At 52.7% G+C, this 22,215-nt stretch carries 25 protein-coding genes and 1 pseudogene; 19 read left to right on the forward strand and 7 right to left on the reverse strand.

The features are described from left to right. Positions 1-43: 43 nt before the first annotated feature. From KXG62_RS25770 to KXG62_RS25825, 12 genes are all read left to right on the forward strand, one after another. Positions 44-1,483, forward strand: a complete 1,440-nt coding sequence (locus tag KXG62_RS25770; protein WP_218094907.1) for a bifunctional metallophosphatase/5'-nucleotidase — start codon at positions 44-46, stop codon at positions 1,481-1,483. 127 nt (positions 1,484-1,610) lie between these two features. Continuing rightward, complete coding sequence (locus KXG62_RS25775; RefSeq protein ID WP_218094908.1) at positions 1,611-2,417, forward strand: undecaprenyl-diphosphate phosphatase; 807 nt, start codon at positions 1,611-1,613, stop codon at positions 2,415-2,417. 172 nt (positions 2,418-2,589) lie between these two features. Next, the gene (locus KXG62_RS25780; protein ID WP_218094909.1) at positions 2,590-3,687 is read left to right on the forward strand and encodes an HD-GYP domain-containing protein; all 1,098 of its coding nucleotides are present in this window, start codon (positions 2,590-2,592) and stop codon (positions 3,685-3,687) included. A 218-nt stretch (positions 3,688-3,905) separates the two neighbouring features. Further along, positions 3,906-5,039 (forward strand): radical SAM/CxCxxxxC motif protein YfkAB, encoded by a 1,134-nt coding sequence (yfkAB, locus tag KXG62_RS25785; protein ID WP_218094910.1) that lies wholly within the window; start codon positions 3,906-3,908, stop codon positions 5,037-5,039. Between the two features lie 40 nt (positions 5,040-5,079). After that, entirely contained in the window at positions 5,080-6,444 is a 1,365-nt protein-coding gene (locus KXG62_RS25790) for a hemolysin family protein (RefSeq protein WP_218094911.1), read from the forward strand. 17 nt (positions 6,445-6,461) lie between these two features. Continuing rightward, positions 6,462-7,505: a sporulation integral membrane protein YtvI gene (gene ytvI, locus KXG62_RS25795; RefSeq protein WP_218094912.1), complete on the forward strand. Its 1,044-nt coding sequence runs from the start codon at positions 6,462-6,464 to the stop codon at positions 7,503-7,505. 27 nt (positions 7,506-7,532) lie between these two features. Further along, positions 7,533-8,417: a YitT family protein gene (locus KXG62_RS25800; RefSeq protein ID WP_218094913.1), complete on the forward strand. Its 885-nt coding sequence runs from the start codon at positions 7,533-7,535 to the stop codon at positions 8,415-8,417. Positions 8,418-8,567: 150 nt separating this feature from the next. Then, positions 8,568-8,771 carry a spore coat associated protein CotJA gene (locus KXG62_RS25805; protein WP_425517380.1) on the forward strand — a complete coding sequence of 68 codons (204 nt, stop codon included), beginning with the start codon at positions 8,568-8,570 and terminating at the stop codon, positions 8,769-8,771. Between the two features lie 17 nt (positions 8,772-8,788). Continuing rightward, positions 8,789-9,055: a spore coat protein CotJB gene (locus KXG62_RS25810; RefSeq protein ID WP_218094915.1), complete on the forward strand. Its 267-nt coding sequence runs from the start codon at positions 8,789-8,791 to the stop codon at positions 9,053-9,055. Positions 9,056-9,093: 38 nt separating this feature from the next. Then, on the forward strand, positions 9,094-9,663 hold the full coding sequence (locus KXG62_RS25815) for a manganese catalase family protein (RefSeq protein WP_218094916.1): 570 nt from the start codon (positions 9,094-9,096) through the stop codon (positions 9,661-9,663). 36 nt (positions 9,664-9,699) lie between these two features. Continuing rightward, on the forward strand, positions 9,700-10,323 hold the full coding sequence (locus KXG62_RS25820; protein WP_218094917.1) for a DUF975 family protein: 624 nt from the start codon (positions 9,700-9,702) through the stop codon (positions 10,321-10,323). A gap of 207 nt (positions 10,324-10,530) precedes the next feature. Continuing rightward, the gene (locus KXG62_RS25825) at positions 10,531-10,884 is read left to right on the forward strand and encodes a YjgN family protein (protein WP_218094918.1); all 354 of its coding nucleotides are present in this window, start codon (positions 10,531-10,533) and stop codon (positions 10,882-10,884) included. A 130-nt stretch (positions 10,885-11,014) separates the two neighbouring features. Here the strand turns inward: KXG62_RS25825 and KXG62_RS25830 are convergent, their stop codons facing one another. Continuing rightward, positions 11,015-11,503 carry a CBO0543 family protein gene (locus tag KXG62_RS25830; RefSeq protein ID WP_218094919.1) on the reverse strand — a complete coding sequence of 163 codons (489 nt, stop codon included), beginning with the start codon at positions 11,501-11,503 and terminating at the stop codon, positions 11,015-11,017. 160 nt (positions 11,504-11,663) lie between these two features. Here KXG62_RS25830 and KXG62_RS25835 point away from each other — a divergent pair, with 160 nt between their 5' ends. Further along, a complete protein-coding gene (locus KXG62_RS25835; protein WP_218094920.1) occupies positions 11,664-11,915 on the forward strand; it encodes a YolD-like family protein in 252 nt (83 codons plus the stop codon). A 116-nt stretch (positions 11,916-12,031) separates the two neighbouring features. Here the strand turns inward: KXG62_RS25835 and KXG62_RS25840 are convergent, their stop codons facing one another. Together KXG62_RS25840 and KXG62_RS25845 are read right to left on the reverse strand one after the other, a co-directional pair. Next, positions 12,032-12,733, reverse strand: coding sequence for a DMT family transporter (locus KXG62_RS25840; RefSeq protein ID WP_343223517.1), 702 nt, complete (start codon positions 12,731-12,733; stop codon positions 12,032-12,034). A gap of 3 nt (positions 12,734-12,736) precedes the next feature. After that, positions 12,737-12,973 (reverse strand): hypothetical protein, encoded by a 237-nt coding sequence (locus tag KXG62_RS25845; protein WP_218094922.1) that lies wholly within the window; start codon positions 12,971-12,973, stop codon positions 12,737-12,739. A gap of 328 nt (positions 12,974-13,301) precedes the next feature. On the opposite strand from KXG62_RS25845, the gene KXG62_RS25850 reads away from it, so the two are divergent. The 6 genes and pseudogenes from KXG62_RS25850 to KXG62_RS34545 all read left to right on the forward strand — a co-directional run. Beyond that, entirely contained in the window at positions 13,302-14,078 is a 777-nt protein-coding gene (locus tag KXG62_RS25850) for a glycosyltransferase family 2 protein (RefSeq protein WP_218094923.1), read from the forward strand. Continuing rightward, complete coding sequence (locus tag KXG62_RS25855; protein ID WP_218094924.1) at positions 14,020-14,634, forward strand: polysaccharide deacetylase family protein; 615 nt, start codon at positions 14,020-14,022, stop codon at positions 14,632-14,634. Before KXG62_RS25850 ends, KXG62_RS25855 begins: the two co-directional genes overlap by 59 nt. Positions 14,635-14,798: 164 nt before the next feature. Continuing rightward, positions 14,799-15,890, forward strand: coding sequence for a glycosyltransferase (locus KXG62_RS25860; protein ID WP_218094925.1), 1,092 nt, complete (start codon positions 14,799-14,801; stop codon positions 15,888-15,890). Beyond that, positions 15,887-16,387: a PIG-L family deacetylase gene (locus tag KXG62_RS25865; protein WP_218094926.1), complete on the forward strand. Its 501-nt coding sequence runs from the start codon at positions 15,887-15,889 to the stop codon at positions 16,385-16,387. The genes KXG62_RS25860 and KXG62_RS25865 overlap by 4 nt, the downstream gene beginning before the upstream one ends. A gap of 150 nt (positions 16,388-16,537) precedes the next feature. Continuing rightward, positions 16,538-17,077, forward strand: a complete 540-nt coding sequence (locus KXG62_RS25870; protein ID WP_218094927.1) for a CBO0543 family protein — start codon at positions 16,538-16,540, stop codon at positions 17,075-17,077. Between the two features lie 35 nt (positions 17,078-17,112). Then, positions 17,113-17,196 (forward strand): annotated as a pseudogene (locus tag KXG62_RS34545) (HAD family hydrolase); the annotation flags it as partial. A 97-nt stretch (positions 17,197-17,293) separates the two neighbouring features. Here KXG62_RS34545 and KXG62_RS25880 read toward each other — a convergent pair. The 4 genes from KXG62_RS25880 to KXG62_RS25895 are packed head-to-tail and all read right to left on the reverse strand — an operon-like array spanning position 17,294 to position 22,208. Next, positions 17,294-18,412: a YheC/YheD family endospore coat-associated protein gene (locus KXG62_RS25880; RefSeq protein ID WP_218094928.1), complete on the reverse strand. Its 1,119-nt coding sequence runs from the start codon at positions 18,410-18,412 to the stop codon at positions 17,294-17,296. A gap of 6 nt (positions 18,413-18,418) precedes the next feature. Continuing rightward, the gene (locus KXG62_RS25885; protein ID WP_218094929.1) at positions 18,419-19,609 is read right to left on the reverse strand and encodes a YheC/YheD family endospore coat-associated protein; all 1,191 of its coding nucleotides are present in this window, start codon (positions 19,607-19,609) and stop codon (positions 18,419-18,421) included. Then, a complete protein-coding gene (locus KXG62_RS25890; protein ID WP_218094930.1) occupies positions 19,610-20,977 on the reverse strand; it encodes a YheC/YheD family endospore coat-associated protein in 1,368 nt (455 codons plus the stop codon). A 10-nt stretch (positions 20,978-20,987) separates the two neighbouring features. After that, positions 20,988-22,208, reverse strand: a complete 1,221-nt coding sequence (locus KXG62_RS25895) for a YheC/YheD family endospore coat-associated protein (protein WP_218094931.1) — start codon at positions 22,206-22,208, stop codon at positions 20,988-20,990. Positions 22,209-22,215: the final 7 nt, after the last annotated feature.

The following is a 22,215-nucleotide window of genomic DNA, read 5'->3' on the forward strand; positions in this document are numbered from 1 at the left end:
TACATAAAGTTATCGTGCAAGCATAGGAAGGAGAGAGCCTTTCATGAGCGCTAACGCTGCGATCGGGCTGCGCATCCTTCATACCAATGATATCCACAGCCGGTTCGAGCATATGGCGGCGATCGCCGCCGTCATCGGAAGGCTGCGGACGGAAGCGGGTGAGGAGCGCACGCTGACTCTGGACATCGGCGACCATATGGACCGGGTTCGGCCGGAGACTGAAGGCACGATGGGTCATGCCAATGTAGCTGTTATGAACGCTACCGGGTACGACGCCGTGACGATCGGCAACAACGAGGGGCTTACGCTGACGCCGGAGGCGCTGGCCGATGCGTATCGCGAGGCATCGTTCGCCGTTGTGCTTGCGAACATGCCGGAAGCGGGGACAGGGACGCATGCGCCGTGGGCCGCGCCTTGGCGCATCATCGAGAAGGCGGGCGTCCGCATCGGACTGATCGGCGTGACCGCCTGCTTCCCCGATTTTTACTCGCTGCTCGGCTGGGACGTGCAGGACCCGCTCGACGTCGTGAAGCGGCTTGTGCCGGAGCTTCGTCCGCAAGTGGACATCGTCGTCGTACTGTCCCATCTCGGGCTGCGCAACGACGAGCGGCTCGCGGCCGAAGTGCCTGGCATCGATATGATACTGGGCGGCCATACGCATCATTTGCTGGAGCAGCCGCTGCGCATCGGCGGCGCGGCCGTCTGCGCGGCGGGCAAGTTCGGGCAGTACGTAGGCATGATTGATGTGGAGTGGGATAGCATCGGGCGAACGATCGGCCGGGTGGAAGCTACCGTAATTCCCGTGCCGGAGCTGCCCCGCGACGAACGCGTCGCCAAGCTGATCGAGCAGGCCGGCGAGGAAGCCGGAGCCAGGCTCGGGCAAGTGGTTGCGACGCTTCCCATGGACCTGCCTATCGACTGGTACGGCGAATCGAAGCTCGGTAATTTGCTCGCTGCCGGGCTGCGGCGCTTCACCGAAGCTCAGATCGGCCTCGTCAATTCGGGCCAGCTGCTGCACGGCTTGGCCCATGGCCCTTTGACTGCAGGCATGCTGCTGGAGCTTTGCCCTTCGCCGATCAACCCGTGCCGGGTCATGCTGACGGGGACGCAGCTGCTGCTCGCACTGGAGCAATCATTGCTGCCGGAATTTATGGACAAACCGCTCTTTGGTTTCGGATTTCGCGGCAAGGTGCTCGGAAGTTTGTGCGTGGACGGGATGGACATCGAATTCGACCCGGAAGCCGCGCCTTACCGCAAAATTCGAAGCGCCGCGGTCGCCGGAGAGCCGCTGCTGCCCGAACAAACCTATACCGTAGGCATGATCGACATGTTTACGTTCAAGATCGGCTACGAATCGTTAAGCGAAGGGACGGAGGCTCAATTTTTTTTGCCCGAATTTATTCGCGACGTGCTGCTCAGGCAGCTTCTTGAACGGCAGGCGCTGGAGGATAGCGGGCGCCTTCGCTTTGTTAAGCTATTGTAAATTACAAATCCGTGGAAACAAGTTAGAATAGAACTGGCTTTTCGGTGAAGACTGGAGAGGCGCAGCCGGGGAGCCTGGGGCAGGTTTGTAAAATACATCTCTTTTCGAGAGCGGTAGGAGGCATTGTATGTACGATTGGTGGGTAGCGGTCATTATCGGAATTGTAGAAGGGCTGACGGAGTTTTTGCCGGTGTCGTCCACAGGCCATATGATATTGGCCGGGTCGCTTCTGGGCATTCCCGATTCGGATGAATTGATGAAAACATTCGAAATCGTCATTCAGCTCGGCGCCATATTGGCGGTAACGATCATTTATTGGAAACGGATTTTGCGGTTGTTCGGACTGAACAGGGATAAGGCCAAGAAAGGCCAAGGGATGAACCTGATTCACATTTTACTGGCGATCGTGCCTGTGCTTGTCCTTGCCTACTTGTCACGCCACTTGATCAAGGAGCATTTGTTCTCGCCTACCACGGTGCTGATCGGCCTGGTGCTCGGTGCGATTCTACTCATTATCGGGGAGAAGCAGCAGCCGAACATTACGGCGCATGACGTCGACGATCTGACGTACAAGCAGGCGTTTATTATCGGACTGTGGCAAATCGTCTCCTTGTGGCCCGGGTTTTCCCGTTCCGGCTCCACGATTGCCGGGGGCATGCTGGCCGGCGCAAGCCGCTCCGCAGCGGCGGACTTTACGTTCATTATCGCGATTCCCGTCATGGTCGCGGCAACGGGCTACGAGATGCTGCAAAATCTCGACAGCTTCACCTCGGACACGCTCGGCTTTTTCTTTGTCGGCTTCGTCGTTTCCTTTATCGTCGCCCTGCTCGCCGTTGTGACGTTCATCAAATTCGTGCAAAAATTCAGTTTGACGTACTTCGCCTACTACCGTTTCGCCATCGCGGCGCTGTATTGGTTTTTTCTGCTTCGCTGACGATCGGCCTATGAGATGTCATGCCGGTTAAACCGAAATTTGGGAGCGTTCTGCTCTTGATTTTCGGTTTTTTGCCGCTGTCAAGAAATGTATTGCTCTTTTCGACTGAATCCGCTACTCTAGTCCTATACTCTTGATTATCTAAAATTTTCTTTAGAAGAAGGTCGCCTCTATGCGTTTGCTTTCGCTCAGTATGGTCAGGCCCGGTATGAGGCTGGCAAAAAAAATATATAACGAAGACGGTTTGACGCTGCTCAGCGAGCATGTCGAATTGTCCTCCGGTTTAATTAAGCGCTTGGGCGATCATGGGGTCGACTTTGTCTACATCGACGATCCGCGGACAAGAGATATTGTGGTCCTCGATCCGATCTCGGACGAAACGCGGGCGCGGGCCATCTCGGAAATCCGCAGCTCCTTCCGTAAAATTATGGAAGATCAGACGAAGCGCCGCTCTGTCGGCAGCATCAAGGTCGGCAAAGTGTTCGGCGATGTGTTGAAAATGATTTTGGACGATCTGGGCGGCAATAAGGATGCCATGATCATGCTGACCAATATAAGCCTGATGGACAACTATTTGTTCCAGCATTCGCTCAATGTGTGCATTTACGCCTCGATGCTCGGCATGGCGTACGGCTATTCGCGGGACGAGCTGCTAACGCTCGGACTGGGAGCGCTGCTGCATGATGTCGGCAAGACGCAAATTCCGCTGGAGCTGCTGAAGAAGAAAGACCCGCTAACGGATGACGAGTTCATGCGAATCAAGAAGCATGCCGATTTCGGCTATCAGTTCTTGAAGGACGAGCCGAATATCCCGCTCCTGTCGGCGCACTGCGCGCTGCAGCATCATGAGCGGATCGACGGCAGCGGCTATCCCCGCGGGCTGAAAGGCTCCGAAATTCATGATTACGCCCAATGGATCGGCCTTGTCGATTCGTACGATGCGATGACGACGCACCGCGTATATCGCAAAGCAATGCTGCCGCATCAAGCGATGGATATTGTGTACTCCGGTTCCGGTACGCTGTACGATCAGGGGAAAATCCGATTGTTCCGCGATCGGATCGCCATCTACCCCGTCGGAGTGACGGTGAGGCTCAATACGGGGGAAACCGGCGTCGTAGTCGACTTGAACTCCAACGCGCCGCAGCGTCCCGTGGTGCGGATTCTGCAGGATGCCGACGGCTGCGAGCTGTCCAATCCGACCGAGGAAATCGACCTGTCGAAGCATTTGTCCGTCATGATAACCGGCGTAAACGAGCTTGCGATGTGAAGCGGCTCAGCCGCGCACCGCTGCCTGCGCGGCGGTTCTGAACGTCCGGCCTCGCTTTATACCCGTTGCCGGTGCCAAGTGTAGCCCGTTCCGCCTTGCGGAAGACGGGCTTTTTCACATCGAAATTTATTTTTCTTACGTATTAAGATACAATGGAACATATAATAGGTAATCATAGAGGTAAAAATATGTTGCAGAAGACAGGTGTTACAAATTCAATGAACGAACAACACGAATCGCAGAAGCCGGCGCTGGAGCCGATCAGCCCGCAATACGATCCATGGGATCCGATTCGCTCCAAGCGCGCCTTCGGCGAGCACCGCCTGACGAGCGTGGAGCTGACGGTAACGAATTTATGCAATATGCGCTGCGAGCACTGCGCCGTAGGCGAGTCGCTATCCATGACGGAGGGTCCGAAAATTCCGCTGTCCGTAATCCTGAAACGGCTGGACGAGGTGGAGGGCTTGGAGACGATCAGCATTACCGGAGGAGAGCCGAGCTATCACGAGCGGACGGTCCGGGACTACATCGTTCCGCTGCTGCGCTATGCGAGGGAACGCGGGGTGCGTTCGCAAATCAATTCCAATCTGACGCTGGACTTGTCGAGATACGAGCTCCTCGCTCCTTATCTCGACGTCATGCATATATCGTTCAACTATGTCAATGCCGACGATTTCCACGAGGTGGGCTTCGTGAACTCCGCCCGCCAAGCGGTCCGCCAAACATCGGCCAAGCTGTACGAGCGCATGGTCGAGAACACGGTCGCGCTTTCGCGCGCCGGCATGTTCATTTCCGCGGAGTCGATGATCAATTACCGAACGTACGAGAAGCTGGCCCCGATTCACCGGCTGATCGAGGAGATGGGTTGTCGGCGGCATGAAGTGCATCCGATGTATCCGAGCGCATTCGCCTCGAAACTGCCTGTCCTGTCGCTCGATCAGACCCGCGCGGCCATTAACCGGCTTCTGGACAGCCGCAGCCGCGAGCTGTGGATGCTGTTCGGCACGCTGCCGTTCTACGCTTGCAGCGAGCTGGAAGCGGACCGGGAGCTGGTGAAGCGGCTTCGCTCCGAACCTAACGTGACGGTGCGCAACGATCCCGACGGCCGCAACCGGCTCAATGTGAACGTGTTTACCGGCGATGTGTTCGTCACCGATTTCTCCGACGTTCCTGCCCTCGGCAATGTGCATGCCGACCGGTTCGATGAAGTGTTCGCGCGGTGGAAGAGCCATCCGCTATGCCGAACTGTCGATTGCTTTTGCCCGGCAGCCGCATGCTGCGGCCCTAACCTGCTTGTAGCCGATACGTACTACAAGCATCTCGATTTTACAACCAGACAGGCGGTCGTGTAACCGGCACCGCGATCCTCACGGTAAAGGAGTTTGATTGGCATTGGGAGGTCACAGTACGGGCTTTGATTTCATAGCCATCGTCCTAAACCTTGTGCTCGTCTTTCTGTTGGTGTTGCTGAACGGCTTTTTCGTAGCGGCCGAGTTTGCGCTGGTCAAGGTAAGGCAGACCCGCCTGCAGCAGCTTGCAGGCGAAGGCAACAGCAAGGCCAAATATGCCCTTGCCGTAACGAAGAAGCTCGATGCTTACTTGTCCTCGACGCAGCTCGGTATCACGCTCGCCTCGCTCGGGCTCGGCTGGGTTGGAGAACCGGCGATCTCTCATTTGATCGTAGAGCCGCTGTTTCATGCCATGGGCATTGGACTGGCCTGGTATGCGAATGCGCTGTCGGTGTTCATCGGGTTTGCGGTGATCACCTTTCTGCATATCGTCCTTGGGGAGCTGGCGCCAAAATCGCTGGCGATCCAAAAGTCGGAAGGAACGTCGCTATGGCTGTCCGCGCCGCTGATGCTGTTCTACAAAATCTTTTACCCGGTCATATGGCTGCTCAACGGCGCCGCCAACAAGCTGCTGAAGCTGATCGGCGTGCATCCCGCCTCCGAGCATGAGGCTGCGCATACGGAGGAAGAAATTCGCATCCTGATGGACGAGAGCGCGAAGAGCGGTCACATCAACAAAGACGAGCTGGCGCTGTTCGACAACATCTTCGAGTTTTCCGACCGGGTGGCGCGCGAGATCATGCAGCCGCGGACCGATATGGAATGCTTGTTCACCGAGCTTTCCTTCGCGGAGAACTTGAAGATTGTCTACGAGACGAAGCATACCCGCTATCCGGTGGCCAAGGACGATAAAGACGAAATTATCGGCTTCGTCCACATGTCCGATTTGCTGCTGGCCGATCCGGATAAGGAGCACGACCTGCGGGAATTTTTGCGGCCGGTGCTCATGGTGCCCGAGTCGATGGAAATCAGCTACGTGCTGAAGCTGATGCAGCGGAAACGGTCGCAGATTGCCGTCGTGATCGATGAATACGGCGGCACGGCGGGCCTGATTACGACAGAGGACATTCTGGAGGAGATCGTCGGCGAAATTCATGACGAGTTCGACGAAGGCGAGCGCTCCGAGATTGAAAAGCAAGGGGACGCGTACTCGGTCGACGGCCGGGTGTTGGTCGAGGATTTGAACGATATGCTGGATCTGGGCATAGAGGACGAGGAAGTCGATTCCATCGGAGGCTGGCTGTTCAAGATGCTGGAGGAGAACGTCGTCAAAGGACGAAAGCTGGAGCATGGGGGCTTTTTGTACGAAATTACGGAAGTGGAGCGGCTGCGCATTTTACGCGTGACGATCCGCCGCATTTTGACCGAAGTGCCGGACAAAACCGAGGTCGGTCAGCACAACGAATAGAGGAGGACCGCCGTTTCATGTCGCTCAGAACGCTCATTTTTTGCGCGCTAGGCATCGTGCTGCTGTACGGATTATTCACGACCGGTTTTCCGTTCCTGCTCGCCATGCTGATCGCGATATTGCTGGAGCCTGTGGTTCAGGCGCTGATCCGGTACTTTCGGATGGGGCGTCTGGCCGCGGCGGCCGCGGCTTGCACGATGTTCACGGGACTGCTGCTCGGCTTCGTCTACCTGGTCGGGTTCAAGATGATCTCCGAGCTGATTCAGTTCTGGAAAGACGCGCCGGATTATGTCAACGAAGCGAGACTGTTCTTCGAGGACGCGACGGCCAAGACCCAGCTGTTCTACGAGACGCTGCCTGACGGCATGGCCGAGCAAGCGCAAAAATGGCTGGAGTCGGGCGTCGGCATGCTGACGGACAACATCAACAGCATCGTTGCTGCAATCTCCGGTTACTTTGTAAGCGTGGCCAAGGCCATTCCGAGCCTGTTCGTATTTTTTGTCGTCTTCGTCATCGGACTTTACCTCATCTCGTTCAGCCTGCCGCAGCTTCACCAATCGTTTCTGACGCTGTTCGACAAGCAATCCCGGCACAAGGTACTAACCGTGCTGGAAAATCTGCGACGCGCCATCCTCGGCTTTCTGATCGCACAGCTGATGATCAGTCTGCTGACCTATGTCGTCACGCTGGTCGGCCTGCTCGTCCTGCGCGTCGACTATCCGCTCGCCATCGCGCTCCTGATTATCGTCGTGGACATTCTGCCCGTCCTTGGCACAAGCGCGGTGCTCATTCCGTGGGCAGCCTACAGCATTCTCGCCGGGAACATGCATCTGGGCATCGGATTGCTCGTCCTGCTGCTCGTCATTATGATTTTCCGCCGCCTCATTGAACCGAAAATTATCGGCGATGCGGTCGGTATCAACGCCTTGGCCGCGCTGATCAGCATGTATGTGGGATTTCAGCTGATCGGAGTCGTCGGCTTATTTCTGGGGCCTGCATTGATTATCGTGTATCAGGCGCTGCGCAAAGTCGGCCTGCTCACGATCAATATCAAGATTTAACTTTTATTCTACATAAGGGGGAATGGTATGAACGCAGGAATTCCGCAAATCAAGCAGCACTCCAAATTATCGATTCTTCAATTAATTCGCCGATCCGTGATTTTATTCATCGGTGCTGCTTTCGTATCTGTCGGACTCGAAATTTTTCTCGTACCCAACAACATTATCGACGGCGGCATCGTCGGCATCTCGATCATTACCGCTCATTTATCCGGGCTGCCGATCAGTATTTTCCTGCTGCTGCTCAATTTGCCGTTTCTGTTTATCGGCTATAAGCAGATCGGCAAAACGTTTGCGTTATCCACCTTATTCGCCGTTATGGTCATGTCCGTCGGCACCTATCTGCTGCACCCGGTGAAGCCGCTTACGATCGATCCGCTGCTTGCGGCCGTATTCGGGGGCATTATTCTGGGCGTCGGGGTCGGCATGGTGATCCGCTCGGGCGGGTCGCTCGACGGAACGGAGATCGTGGCGATCTTGTTCAGCAAAAAGTCGCCGTTTTCCGTTGGCGAAGTCGTCATGTTCTTCAACTTATTCATTCTCGCCAGCGCAGGGTTTGTATTTGGCTGGGATCATGCCATGTACTCGTTGATTGCGTACTACATTGCTTATAAAATGATCGATTTGACCATCGAAGGCTTTGACGAGTCCAAATCGGTCTGGATCATCAGCGACAACAGCCGTGAGATCGGCGAAGCCATCATGCAGCGGCTCGGCCGCGGCGTAACGTATTTGCAAGGCGAAGGCGCCTTTACAGGCGGCAGTAAGAAAGTCATATTTTGCGTCATCACACGGCTGGAAGAAGCCAAGATGAAATCGATCGTCGAGGAGCTTGATCCTGTAGCTTTTCTCGCGGTAGGCAACATTCACGATGTGAAGGGCGGCCGCTTCAAGAAGAAAGACATCCACTAATCGCATGTACTGAATAGGAATGAAACGGACCGTTCGGCTGGACGGTCCTTTTTGGCGTGGCTCGAACCCGACCTCCGCAACATTATGCACATATCGGACAAGGCTTTTTTCTATACATAGTGATAGCACATTTGAAGGAGGCACCGCATGATGGAACAAGTCAGGGTATGGTATCCCTTTGTGGGTCCTTTCGATCCTTGTCCGCCGATTCTGGAAAAAACGTACTCGACCCCGCCGCAGCTGTTCATTCCGTTTCAGCCGATGAATTTGCCCCAATTCTCACCGCAGGAAGCATTGAGACATGGAACGCTATGGCCGGCCTTGTACAGTCCGTATGAACCGAAAAATACGTGAGGGGAGGGAGCAGCCGCATGAAGGAGAATCAGCTTCCCGAGCATTATTACGCGATGCTGGAGGAATTGCAGGCCGTTGATTTTGTGCTGGTGGAACTGAACCTGTATCTGGACACGCACCCGTTCGATGGAGCGGCCATCCAGCAGTACAATCAATGCGCCCAGCAGCGCATGCAGCTGGCGCATCAGTTCCAGATGGAATTCGGACCGTTAATGCCGTTCGGGCACGCCTTTTCCAAGCATCCTTGGCAGTGGGTGGAGACGCCTTGGCCCTGGCAGGTGTAACTAGGCCGGACTTGTAAAACCAGGAGAGGAGCAGTCGCATGTGGATCTATGAAAAAAAGCTGCAATATCCGGTACGCGTCAGCAAATGCGACCCGCAAATGGCGAAATGGCTGATCGAGCAATATGGCGGCGCGGACGGTGAACTATCGGCGGCGCTGCGCTACTTGAACCAGCGGTATTCGATACCGGATAAAGTCATCGGCTTGCTGACGGATATCGGTACGGAAGAATTTGCCCACCTGGAAATGATTGCCACGATGGTGTACAAACTGACCAAAGATGCCACCGTGGAGCAGCTGAAAGCGGCCGGGCTCGGGGACCACTATGTCAATCACGACCGGGCAGTCTACTATAATAACGCGTCCGGCGTACCTTGGACCGCTGCTTACATAGCGGCCAAAGGCGACCCGATCGCCGACCTGTACGAGGATATTGCAGCTGAGGAAAAGGCCAGAGCGACCTATCAGTGGCTGATCGATATGACCGACGATGTCGATCTGCAGGACGGATTGAAGTTTTTGCGGGAACGGGAGATCGTTCATTCGCTGCGTTTCCGCGAAGCGGTAGAAATTTTGAAGGCCGAGCAGGGTGCCAAAAAAGTGTTTTAACCGGGAAACCGGCGACAGATTGGAGGAATGGAAGTAATGGAAACGGAAACGATACGGAGCCGGGGCGAATTGAAGCAAGAGGCGCTCCAGCAGTTGAAAGGCAACTGGGGCAAGGCAGTGGCCGTGGCGCTGATTATGATGGCCATCGGTATAGTGATCTCCCTCGTGCCGAAAGTCGGCGATCTGATCCAATTTATCGTCGCCGGACCTCTGACGCTCGGAATGGTTGCATTTTTCCTTCGACTGATTCGGCGGGAACCGCATGAAGTGCAGGATATTTTCTCAGGCTTTTCCCGATTTGTCCCGTCATTTTTGCTATACTTACTGAGCGCCGTGTTTGTATTTCTTTGGACGCTGCTGCTGATCGTTCCCGGTATTATTGCCGGTCTGCGGTATGCAATGGCCTTCTACATCATGAACGACCATCCGGAGCTTACCGCGATGGAAGCCATCGAACGGAGCAAGCAAATGATGTACGGGCATAAATGGCGTTATTTTGTACTGCAGCTCAGCTTTATCGGCTGGGGGCTGTTATGCGTGCTTACACTGGGCATCGGCCTGCTCTGGCTTATTCCTTATATGGCGACGACGACGGCCAACTTTTATGAAGACTTGTCGCGCTCCGTGCCGGAGGCGCCGCCGCTTTCGCCGCCTGCCTGAACGACGACAATCCACTCCCCGCGCGGTTACGCGAAGGCGAGTGGTTTTTTTTGAAACGTATGACATTAGTCGTACGTTTTTTGATTGCGATAATTCCGACGTACTTATATCAGCTTAACGATCTATAATTATTTTCTACATTTTGCAGGAATAAAGACCCATTATGTAGAAGAAAAAGAAGGAAAATATGGTGAAAGGAGGATTTGAATGAGTTCCACAACGATTGTAAATGTAAATAATACTTTCCAGGCTCCCACGACTGGAGAATCATATTTTGATGGTGGATTAGCCGAACTCATAGGCTGGTCTATTCTTGGATTCCTAGTCACAATATTTACGTTAGGATTTTGCTATCCACTTAGTTTTGTCTTAATCTATAGATGGAAAGCAAGTCATACCGTGATAGAAGGCAGAAGACTGCGTTTTGACGGAACAGCAGTCGGGCTGTTTGGTTCCTGGATAAAATGGTGGCTACTGAGCTTTATTACTCTGGGCATCTACACTTTCTGGCTTGGAATCAAGCTGGAGCAATGGAAGACAAAGCATACGCATTTCGCATAATGACAAATATGACCCATCTCGCAAAAAACGTGAGATGGGTCATGTACATTTCATAGGCTTCATTAATTATTATTATTTTACAGCCGAATTATCGGTTTGATGAGGAACGGAGTACAAAATGATCCAACCTTTATAGACGAGGTAGCCGGCCATTGAGTAGCGACTTCGATCGAAGAATCCGGAAAAATCGCAAATGGAGAATAAGAAGATAATAAAAGAATGGATATAGCAAAAAGGAACGGAATAAATTCCAGTTCATATGCCAGATGATGCCGATTTTAACGTACAGCCATTCATACGTGGTTGAAAAAATAGACCAGGAAAGCAGATATATCGTCTTTTTCCACCAGCTCTGTTCGTAAGGAAACCAGTTAATAATCATGGAAGCGAACAAGGGATAGACGCCCAAAATGGTCCACAACGATTTCAACTCCGCGATCGGGACTTCGTAAAATCCCCAAGCCAAGAAATGAAAGCTGGCGAACACGTCCACAACCGATTGTACGAATAGCCCGAAAATGAGGGTCACATACATTTCGGCTGCGGAAATATTTTTTTTCATGAACAACGCAATGGGAAGCGTTATAGCCATCGTGCCGAAGATCAATATCCATTCCAAGGGCAGCAACCACCTAAATAGTTGGATTTAATGTATATTTTGTAGGTATGTATGATTTTATCCATGAAATTTATACAGCAAGCATGGATTAGTGTTAAAATAGGTGAGCACATACAAGAAATTGATAGATGACTTGAAGGCATAGGAGAGATCGTCCGATATGGGGAAACCAAAAGTAGCAAAACGACCGACGCGGGACGAATTTGTTTTAGAGGAAATTGGAAATCAACTCGTTGAAGCAAAGCATGAGCAAGCCGAAATTTTATTGACGGTATGGGGGCTTGAGGAGCCGGTTCGAGGTCAGATCGTGGAGATGGATTCGCGGACAGGTAAAGTTCATGTTGCGCAGTACGGAGAGATCACGAAGGTTCCCTTTATGGATATTATGAAGGTGGATTACCCTAGAGACTAATATTCGAGCATAAACGAAACCCATTCTCATACCTGAAACATAGGCTCCGGGACGCATTGAACGGACCGGAGCATAAGAGCTTGAATTCGGAGTATAGCGGGTTTGTTCAAATAGCGTTACCGGTTGGCCCATCGATAACGCGCAGTTGCTTCCCTATTGACCAACCAGATCCCGAGAGAAACAAGAACAAGGGCAATGAGGTTCTTTATCTCCAAAATCGTCTCGCCTAAGAAAATGGACGATAAGGAAGCACCGAAAACGGGAACCAGGAAATTATACACCGATACGCGCCCGACCTTATTATATTTCAGAAGCCAGTTCCAAAGGTAAAAGGACGCAGAAGAGGATAGAGCCAAATACAGAAGCAAAGATGAAGATTCCCAAGTGAAGTGAGTGGCTTTCCCCCCGAAAATCATGCCAAGCAGCGTTAACGCGATTCCTCCGATTAAAAGGCCGTAACTCGTGATAAGAACGACATCCAGTGTTTTCGTCAATTTTTTGGCATAGAGGCCGGTAGCAGAAAAAATGAAAGCCGCGATGATCACGAAGCCTTCCCCCGTAAAACGGAAACTGAAGTTAAGTAAATCTGTACTGAAATTTACAATGACGACCCCGATAAATCCAATCATGCATCCTATCGCTTTACTCGGACTGAGCTTATCGTTCTTATAAACATAATGAGCCAGAACGACGCCGAAAAATGCGGTTGTAGCGTTCATAATCGAACCTTTCATGCCGCTCGTATTCGATACGCCGATATAAAAGATCGCATAATGAATTGTAGTCTGAATGGCACCAAGGATGCTGATCTGCCCTATGCTTTAAAGAGAAAAGATCTTAATGCCGCAAGCCCGTGCAACAAGCAGTAAAGCCAGTCCGGCAAGAGTAAACCGGTAACCGGCAAATACGAACTTGGAAGGGATGTCTTCCGGCGAAATATCAAATAACAGAAATCCGATTTTGATGGCCGGATAAGAGCTGCCCCACAAAAAACAGCATATGGAAGCAATAATGGCTACGAATGTAACGTCAGTATATATTTTGTTGTCTTTCAACATAGTCGCTTCCCCTTTACTCCAGTATCTTGCTTTCCGGAACATTTAACGTGCTTAACTATATCATACATAAGGATATGGCCGTATTACGTTTGTTGCGCAAGTTTTGATGGATCTTGCTATACATGCGAACATCCACTCCCTGCGCGGCTGCGCAAAGGCGAGTGGATTTTTTGCGAATGTCCAAACCCGAGACGATCGTTCACATATGATTGAGTATGAGGGCTTTATATCTGCCCGAAGCATGCGAGCGTATGCGTATGTATTGCAGCGCATTCTTCGATTCCTTTAGGCGGATGGCTACGGCTACTGTCAGTAAGGAGGTCTTTCCATGGTCTCAGTGATATGCTGCACCGTAAGAGAATCGTTTATGGACAACGTTTTTGATAATTTCGTGAATCAAGATTACGCTCCAAAGGAATTGATTATTATTTTGAACCGAGAGGACATGGATGTTCGGAGCTGGAGAGAAAAGGCTGCAAATTATCAAGATGTAACGGTATTTCAACTGCCGAGCAGCAGCACCCTTGGAGAATGTTTGAACTATGGCATTGAACGGTGCAAATATGAGACGATTGCCAAAATGGACGATGATGATTACTACATGCCGGGATATCTTTCGCAGCAGATGAAGGCGCTGTACAAAATGAATGCGGACGTCGTTTGCAAGAGAACGGTCTATATGTATTTCATGGAGGAGCAGCAGCTCGCCGTGCATTTACACTACAGGGTCGTCAATAAGTTTTTGACAAAAAGCGGCGGAGTCAAAGGATCGACGCTGGTGTTCAGGAAGAAGGTCGCTGAAATCATCAAGTTCCCTCGTCTGAACAGAGGGGAGGATTCCTTTTTTATAGCCAAGTGTTTGAAAAAAAACTGCCGGGTGTATGCCACCGACAAAAAAAACTATGTATGCATCCGCAGAGCCGAGACCTTGCACACCTGGAATGTGGCTAACGCTCATTTGATGAAGAAATCAAAGCCGGTGTGCCTCATGGCCGATTACAAACCATTTTTCCTGGAAAGCAAGAAGCCTCGTGAGGTGATGTTAAGTGAGCAAGCTCATCCGAGAACATCGCACATCCCGCAAGACCATCGCGTTGACCTTTGACGACGGGCCGGACCCGCTCTATACGCCGGCTATTCTGGACGTACTGAAGGCAGCGGGAGCCACAGCGTCTTTCTTCGTGCTCGGCGAGAAACTGGAGCATTACCCGGAGCTGGCAAGACGGATTGCCAGGGAAGGGCATGATCTGGGCAATCATACTTATAGCCACCCGGACTTGGCGCGCGTAGAGGCTGAACGACTCGATGAGGAATTGATCAAAACCGATCGTTTGATCGGCCAAATCACGGGGAAAAAGCCCTGCTTATTTCGCCCGCCTTATTTATCTTCCAATCGTCAAGTCACGGATTCCGCGCAAAAACTCGGATATTTGACGATCATGGCTTCCGTCGATACCAAAGATTACAAGAGACCCGCAACGAAGAACATTGTTCATACGGCCCTGTCCAAAATGAGCAGAGGTTCCATTATTCTTATGCATGATTCCGGGGGAGATCGGCGCCAAACGGTGAAAGCTGTCGAGATATTGATGGGCAAGCTCGGCCATAGACGGTATACATGCGTCAGTGTGTCCCGATTGCTTCAATTGCCCTTGTCTTGACACCATTGAGCGGGCCTAAGGTGCGTCCTCCCCTTATAAACGAATGTATGGGTGAATATGCATTTTTACCTATGCAGGGATACATGCCGTTTCTTTGAAGCTTCCCAATTCATCAGTTATAACTGCGATTTACAGCACTTATGGGTTAAGGGGATGGACGGAATATGGAGGAGCAGGATATAAGGGTGCTTATGATGCTGGATGGGTTTCATATCGGAGGGACGGAAACCCATGTCCTATCCCTCACAAAGGCCCTGTTAAATCGAGGCGTGGCTGTTTTTGTTGCGGCAATGCCGGGACCTCTGGAGAGCGAATTTAGAAAGCTTCCCTGTACAATTTACATGTATGACAATGACAAAAGCAAATTCGAAGGCTGGGTGCGAAGCAATAAAATCAATGTCATTCATGCGCATTTGGAAACGAGCGGGAGCTATGCCGCACAAATTTCCGAAAAATATCATATTCAGTTTGTGTACACGATTCACGGAACATATTACCACCCGTCGTTATTGCGTAAGCTAATCGATCGGCCACACAATAGACCGACGCTCATTAGCGTTAGCCTGCCGGTCCAAAATTGGCTGCGAAAATACGGCATCCCATCGCTTCTGCTTCCAAACGGCATTGACATGGAGGAATTTAGCGCAAAAACATCAAATCTTAGAGCGCAGCTGAACATTCCTCCAGACGCCAAGGTGCTGTTATACGCCAGTAGATTGGAAGAAGAGAGGTATGAGATTTGCAAGCAGTTGTTAAAGACTTGTGTCGTAGATGTATTCAATGCTTTCCCGGATATGCATATTTTGATTGCCGGGGGAGGCGTGAAGAAAGGCAAGATCAAGAAATGCATTCATACCCTAAAGTCAAAACAGATCCAATACATCGGAAACCGGATCGATATGCCGGCGCTATATTCGATCAGTGATTATGTGGTGGGAACAGGACGAGTGGCGTTAGAAGCGATATCTTGCGAACGCCCTGTGATCGCGATTGGTTCAAAGGGTGTTTTCGGCTTGGTGACACCGGAAAATTTCAACAAAGCGATCCGATATTACTTCTGCGACCACAAATGCCGCTTGCCCTTACACGAAAATAATATAAGAAAGGCCGTTATGGAAGGATTGATTTCGAGCCATGATCGTCAATATCGAAGTAAAGAATTGAGACGCCGCGTCGGCGTAGAGATGGAGATCTCTCGGGTTACTTATCGAATATGTGAGTTATATAAAGAAAAGGCCAAGGTTGCAGGGCAATGAGCTACAATAAAATAATGATTGTAGCGCATCCCGATGACGAGACGATATTCGGCGGAACACAGCTTATTGAAGAAAAGGGATGGCTGGTAATATGCGTAACGAACGGTGACAACAGGAAAAGACGCAAGGAATTCGAGAAGGTGATGAAGGAAGTTCATGCGGAATATGAGATGTGGAATTACAAGGATCAATGGAACGGTAAATTCGACCGTTCACGGTTAACTGCTGATTTAGCAGAGGTGCTTGCGCGCAATCCGGTTGAAAAAGTGGTTACCCATAATTTGGATGGGGAGTATGGACATACCCAGCATATCGTCTTATCCAAACTATTGCACGACATGGTCGACAACAATTTGTATGTGTTTGCTTTAGCCGATAAGAAATTGGATGCATCGTTATTAAGCCAAAAGAAAAAGCTGCTCCATTACTATAAAAGCCAAGATCTCAAATGGTTAAAGAAATATATTAAATATGAAAGCGTTCAGCAAGTTCGATAATCGGTGCCCCAAAAACCATTCCCTGCGCGGTCACGCAAAGGCGAGTGGTTTTTTTCAGCGGAACGAAAGAAAATTTGTCGAGGGTTAATTATTTTCCAGTAAAATGTAAATATTAGTAATGAAATGCAGCAGTTCGCTTGCTGCACTCGATTGAGACATGGGGGGATTCGCATTCATATCTTCATAGCTGCCTTATCGCTGTTCGCCTTGGCAAGAAGCGGGGCCTGGAAGCAGGCGAGCCGGTTTCACGCGACGGTGCTGTATATGGTTGCCGGCAATTTGCTGTACTTTTTCTTAACGACGGATTACTTATTATGGGCATTCGTCCCTGATCTTCACCTTATCCCGGTATTTACGGAATTGCTGTATACGTTCATTGTATTTCCGTGCACGGTCATATTATTTTTGTCTGGCTTTCCGGATCGCAGGAAAGAGCAGGTGTGGCGGTATTCGAAATGGGTCGCTCTTTACGCCGTAATGGAAGCGATCTATGCATGGTCGGGGCGCATTGTGTATGACCATGGATGGAGCTGGTGGTGTTCGTTCGCCTTCGATGTGATGATGTTTCCGATGCTGCTGCTGCACAGCAAAAAGCCGGGAATCGCCTATGTTCTGTCCGCATTCATCATCGCTGCGCTGCTGCTGATGTTCCGGGTGCCGATCTGGAACATAACGATGCATTCCACGTAACGGCAGGCGAAGGGGCGGCATTGACAAGGGCTGGACCGCTGTTTGAGGCGGAAGGCTTGTACAGCGCGGGGCAATACCGGACCCGATCCAAGGTCGACTTGGTGAGGCTGCTGCTGGATTTGATTGAGCAATAGGACGACAAACGGCAGCGAGCGGGCTCGCTGCCATTTGTATCCGATCCGATTCATTGAACCGCATGCGCCTTCGGAACCGTGGTCATGGCTCCGAAGGCTGCTCGGCGTTCGGTTTCTTTTGCCTGAGCAGCCATAAGGCGTATTCGAGCGGCCGGCGTACCGCTCTCTGGTACGTCTCTTTGTCGCCGATCCGGTAGAACACTTCCCGGGAAGGCTTCGGATTGACCTCCAGCAGCCACACGCTGCCCTTCGGGTCCACGGCCAGGTCGATCCCGACCTCGATGATTTTCCCGAACTTGCTCTCCAGATGCCTGACGGTGTTCAAGCCGAGCGCATAAGCGGTTCTGCGGATGTCCTCGATTTTATCCGAGGAGCCGAACCGTTTGCGCAGCAGTGCATCCATGGCGATAGCCGTTCCCCCGCCGTGCAGATTGGAGGTGACCGATTTACTCGGGCCGATGCGGCCGGCGCAGCCGGTTACCTGCCACTTGCCCGAGCCGTCCTTCTGCACCAGCATACGAAAGTCATGAACGCGTCCGTCCGGCAGCTGGAGCGGGATGCCCTGCTGCATAATATATTTATCTGCAATTTTCCAGCCGCTGAGCTTGTGGTGCAGCCGGTCTACATGAATAAACTGCGCGGGGAGGATGCGACGGTTCGGGTCGCGGCCCTGCATGTGGCAAATATCGCCGTTCTTCGTGCGCTGCAGCTTCAAGATGCCGCGCCCTCCGGTCCCGTTGCTCGGCTTCAGGAAGACGACGCCGTGCTTTTTCAGGAACGACTTGAGCTCTTCCGCGCCTTGGTAACGAACCGTCGCAGGAAGATGCGGCGCGATGCTGTCTTCCTCGGACAAGATTTGATGCATTTTCCACTTGTTGGCGAGCGGACGGCTCATATAATGGAGCTTAGAGTACGTGGTGCGGAAGCGCATCAGCTTCTGATAATTGTTCGAGCCGTGATACCGGCACCGATCGTAAATGATCGGCGGGAAGCCCACTTTCTTGCGGACCCAGGACCGCTGTTCGGGATTATAGCTTAACGCAAGCACCCGTTCACCCGAGTCGACCACATCGTCGGGGGTGAACACGAGCACTTCGATGCCCATCTTCCGCCCTGCGATGCTGAGCTTCCGAAAATATGATACTTCCTCCAGTTTTCGCCCCGTCAAGTACATGGCAAGGATGCCGACTTTGTAGCTCATGGAGTTTCACCTGCCTACCCTCGCTGGTTTCTTCGAGTGACGGACCGCTTTCTTGACGATAGCGGATTTTCTGGCGATGCTTTTCTGCTTCATATCGGATAAAAAGAGACTGTATCGGATCAGGTTTTCGAGCGATTTTTTGCGGATCTGGGGCTCGTCGAATTTCATCGGCTTGGAGTTCGCCTCGAAAAACCAAATGTTTTTATTGTTGTCCACGCCCAGATCCATTGACATTTCTCCGAGCGTATGGCCGCTGGCCTTTTCGATCTGTCTCGCGATCGTCAGCGCCGCCTGCTTCGCTTTGCTGATGATCCGTTTGCTTCCCTGCGTGCCGAAGGAGGCTGACAGCAGCTTCAGCGGATCGTCGATGGAACCGCCGCGCGGCACATGCGTGGTAATGCTCATTTTACCCGCCAGCCGGGCGCCGACGCCGGCGATGCTCCATTCGCCGTTGCCGTTCTTCTGCACGAGTACGCGCAGATCGAACGGGCGGTCCTTGTAACTCGCCAGCGAAATGCCCTGCTGCACGATATACTCCTTGCTCCCCGTCAAATCGCGAATTTGCGCCCACAGCTTATGAATATCCGCATAACGGGAAATATGGCTTTTCGTTTTATCCTGAATGCTGAGCTCGTATAGCCGCATTTTGGATTTTTCCGTCAGGCTCACTTTCATAATGCCTTTGCCGGCTTTGCCGCGGATCGGCTTCAGGTACAGGCTCGAATGCGATTTGAGCAAATCGCCGAGCGCGTTGGCATTGGTCATCTGTTCGGTGGCCGGAATGAAAGGCTGCGTCTGCTTGGATTGATTCAGCCATTCGAACAACGTCCATTTGTTAAAAAACGACGGGTTGAAAAACTGAATCTGGCTGTTGCGCATACAGGACTGAATAATTTGCTGCACTTCCGGCTGCAGCTCGAATTTTCGGTAAGGAATCCGATTATAAATAATGTTGGGGAGCGGGAACAGCTTTTTGTCCCAGCGCTTGCTCGACGGATTATACGTGTAGCCGACGGCATGATTGCCGTTCACCTTGAAATCGGTGGTGGTCATGACGTACACCCGTACGTCATGCTCCTCCCCCGTGCGAATCAGGTCGACAAAATTTTTTTGATTTCCCCGAAAAATTCTCGTTTTATCCGCGTAAGTGAGAATGGCCAGCGTGGGCTGCTTTTTCTGGTGTAGGTTGGCATCCACTCAACTATCCCTCCTTGACCGAAATCGGCTCAGGAAGAGACAGTAATCGTAAATGTTTTGCAGCGAAGCGCGGCCCTGATCTTTTAGCGCCGGATGCTTGAAGATCGAGCGTCCCGGCTTGGAATTGGCCTCGAACATCCATACATGCTCGTTCTGATCGATCCCGATGTCGAAGCCCAGCTCTCCAAGCGTATGATGATAATTTTTATCGATATCTTCCGCAAGCTGTATGGCTGATTCCTTGGCCTGATTCAATACGCTTTCCGCACGCGATCCGAAAATTTGCCGCAGCACCTGCTCCGGGGTCATCAGCTGGCCGCCGGTGCGCACATGCGTCGTGACGCTGCCTTTGCCGGCCTTTTTGGCGCCGATGGCGGCGACGACCCATTGATTCGATCCGTTCTTCGTCATATGAAAGCGGAAATCGATCGGGCAGCTGTCGATTTCGATCAGCCGGATGCCCTGCTGCGCCACATAGCCTTTCAGGTTGCGGCTTTGGCGGTTGAGCAGCTTGATCAGCGATTCGAATTTGCTGAAGCGCAGCAGCACGTTGCCGCCCGAGCGCCGGAAGCGCGCGTAATACCCGCGTTTGGGATTGTAGGTCAACCGGTAAATGCCAATGCCGAGGCTCCCGCCGGTCGGCTTCAAATAAATGAATTTGTGCTTCTCCAGCATTTCCTTCAGCTGTACTTCCGTCGGATTGATCCGCGATTCCGGAACGTACCGGTTGGCGCTGGTCCCGACAAGCAGGTTATAGACGTCCCATTTCTCGAAAAACTCCCAGTTGAACAGCGGAATGCCTCGGCGGATGAACCGCTGCTTGAATGCGTTCATCGACGCCAGCTTCTCGGCGCTCCGGCTCGGCAGCCGGTTGTATACGACATCGGGCAGGGGAACGACTTTTTTCACCCATCCGCCTTCGCTGCGCGGAATGGTGGCTGTCACCGTCGCCTGCGTCCAGTTGACATCCTTGGGCGAGAAGCCGAAGTAGAACGCTTTGTCGGCGCCGACCCGCATGAATTGCCTGATAAATTCCGTCCGGGAACCGAACGGCGTCGTGCTGCTGCCGGTGACGCTCGTGAGTATCCCGATCATGGGGCCTAGCCGGATTTCTTTGCCGTCGTTGCAGAGGATCATGCTGGTGCCGGCTCTCGGCATGCGAAGCTGGGTGTACACGGACCCGGGCAAATAAAGATGGTTGCCGCTTTTTTTCAGCAGCTTCAGTCCCAAGGCGACACTCTTGCTGCCGAGCTTCAAGGTCACGTGTCTGGTTTTGGATATTTTCAAGGCTTTGGCCAGTTCGCTTGTTACGAAAAGAGCTCTTTCCTGCCGCGGGGTGACATGAATCGTGCAAGTTGTCAAGCTCATCTTGAACCTCCTAAGAGTTGTGCCCTTCGCAAAGATATGACGATTTAATGTTGGCTTTTAATAAAGGCTGCGACTGGCCGCGCGTCTGCCCAGAGGCAGGAGTCGATTGATGGAGCAAATAGCGCGCATACCGGAGTGGATTGGCGGCGGCTTCCAGTCTTGCCTGATCATCGCGTAAATAAGTAAAGATGGAGCGGCCGGGTTTGGAATTCAGCTCAAGAATCCAAATATTTCCGTCGATATCGACACCGAAGTCGATGCCGAGCTCGACGAGCCGCCCGTGCCGGGATTCGAGCGCTTCCGGGAGATCGGCCGAGAGCTGGGTCAGCCGGTCGATCAGTTCCGCAGCGCGTACCCGCCCGAACTCGCGGGCGAGGAAGTCGGCGGCGGGCTCTACGGTGCCGCCGCCGCTAAGGTTCGAGGTCAGGCTCCCTTCCTGGCCTCGACGAACAGCCATGCCGGTCAAGCGCCAGCGTCCGGCGCCGTCCTTTTGCGCCAAAGCGCGCACGTCGTAGGAGGCGCCGCCGGCGGACTGCAGCCGCAAATACTGCTGCAGCAAATAATCGCGCTGCCCGACGAAGCGGCGCAGCCAACGCAGCATCGCCCCCGCATCCGTGAAGCGATGCTCGATGCAGTGATTGCGGGCGTCGCGTCCGCGCACCTCGAAGGTGCCGTCCGCGCCCGTGTCCGCCCTGCGAACGAGCAGCACGCCGCGGCCCTGCGAGCCGCCTTGCGGCTTCAGCACCGCCTCGCTGCGCGCTTGCAGCCAAGCGGTCAGCGTACGCATGCTGCGCAGCACCTCGGTATGCGGTAAATGCCGGTCAAACCGGCCGTCCGCCTGCAGCAGCTGCTGAACCGCCCACTTGCTTCTGAGTCCGTTGCCGAGCAGACGGACAGACGTGTGCTCCTTCAGCCGGCTCAGTACGGCGCGGTATTCGGCGTACTGCCGCTTCGAGCTGAAGAAGCACCGGTCGTAAATGACGGGCGGCAGCGGGAACGGCTCGGCGACCCACTGACGCGATGAAGCCTCATAGAAGTAGCCGGTAACCTCGCGGGACTGCCAATCGATGCTCCGGGATGTGAAGACGAACACGTTCAGCCCGAAGCGGTGCCCGAGCAAGCAGAGCCGGCGGTAAAACCCGCGGTTCAGAAACGGGGGGTCCCCCTCCGCCTGCGTTGTCATGATGCCTATCGAATTGTGGAGGGTATGGTGCCCGAAGGGCGTCGTCATACGCCTC

It is taken from the genome of Paenibacillus solanacearum (genome assembly GCF_910593845.1).
GTDB lineage: Bacteria > Bacillota > Bacilli > Paenibacillales > NBRC-103111 > Paenibacillus_G > Paenibacillus_G solanacearum.

Bases quoted from the DNA above. Each gene is read 5' to 3' on its own strand.
- KXG62_RS25805 (WP_425517380.1), top strand. From the start codon at position 8,568: ATGGAACAAGTCAGGGTATGGTATCCCTTTGTGGGTCCTTTCGATCCT.
- KXG62_RS25895 (WP_218094931.1), bottom strand. From the start codon at position 22,208: ATGACGACGCCCTTCGGGCACCATACCCTCCACAATTCGATAGGCATC.
- KXG62_RS25815 (WP_218094916.1), top strand. From the start codon at position 9,094: ATGTGGATCTATGAAAAAAAGCTGCAATATCCGGTACGCGTCAGCAAA.
- KXG62_RS25845 (WP_218094922.1), bottom strand. From the start codon at position 12,973: ATGTTGAAAGACAACAAAATATATACTGACGTTACATTCGTAGCCATT.
- KXG62_RS25800 (WP_218094913.1), top strand. From the start codon at position 7,533: ATGAACGCAGGAATTCCGCAAATCAAGCAGCACTCCAAATTATCGATT.
- KXG62_RS25810 (WP_218094915.1), top strand. From the start codon at position 8,789: ATGAAGGAGAATCAGCTTCCCGAGCATTATTACGCGATGCTGGAGGAA.
- KXG62_RS25825 (WP_218094918.1), top strand. From the start codon at position 10,531: ATGAGTTCCACAACGATTGTAAATGTAAATAATACTTTCCAGGCTCCC.
- KXG62_RS25835 (WP_218094920.1), top strand. From the start codon at position 11,664: ATGGGGAAACCAAAAGTAGCAAAACGACCGACGCGGGACGAATTTGTT.
- KXG62_RS25850 (WP_218094923.1), top strand. From the start codon at position 13,302: ATGGTCTCAGTGATATGCTGCACCGTAAGAGAATCGTTTATGGACAAC.
- KXG62_RS25860 (WP_218094925.1), top strand. From the start codon at position 14,799: ATGGAGGAGCAGGATATAAGGGTGCTTATGATGCTGGATGGGTTTCAT.
- KXG62_RS25880 (WP_218094928.1), bottom strand. From the start codon at position 18,412: ATGAGCTACAAAGTCGGCATCCTTGCCATGTACTTGACGGGGCGAAAA.
- yfkAB (WP_218094910.1), top strand. From the start codon at position 3,906: ATGAACGAACAACACGAATCGCAGAAGCCGGCGCTGGAGCCGATCAGC.
- ytvI (WP_218094912.1), top strand. From the start codon at position 6,462: ATGTCGCTCAGAACGCTCATTTTTTGCGCGCTAGGCATCGTGCTGCTG.
- KXG62_RS25865 (WP_218094926.1), top strand. From the start codon at position 15,887: ATGAGCTACAATAAAATAATGATTGTAGCGCATCCCGATGACGAGACG.
- KXG62_RS25780 (WP_218094909.1), top strand. From the start codon at position 2,590: ATGCGTTTGCTTTCGCTCAGTATGGTCAGGCCCGGTATGAGGCTGGCA.
- KXG62_RS25820 (WP_218094917.1), top strand. From the start codon at position 9,700: ATGGAAACGGAAACGATACGGAGCCGGGGCGAATTGAAGCAAGAGGCG.
- KXG62_RS25770 (WP_218094907.1), top strand. From the start codon at position 44: ATGAGCGCTAACGCTGCGATCGGGCTGCGCATCCTTCATACCAATGAT.
- KXG62_RS25775 (WP_218094908.1), top strand. From the start codon at position 1,611: ATGTACGATTGGTGGGTAGCGGTCATTATCGGAATTGTAGAAGGGCTG.
- KXG62_RS25890 (WP_218094930.1), bottom strand. From the start codon at position 20,977: ATGAGCTTGACAACTTGCACGATTCATGTCACCCCGCGGCAGGAAAGA.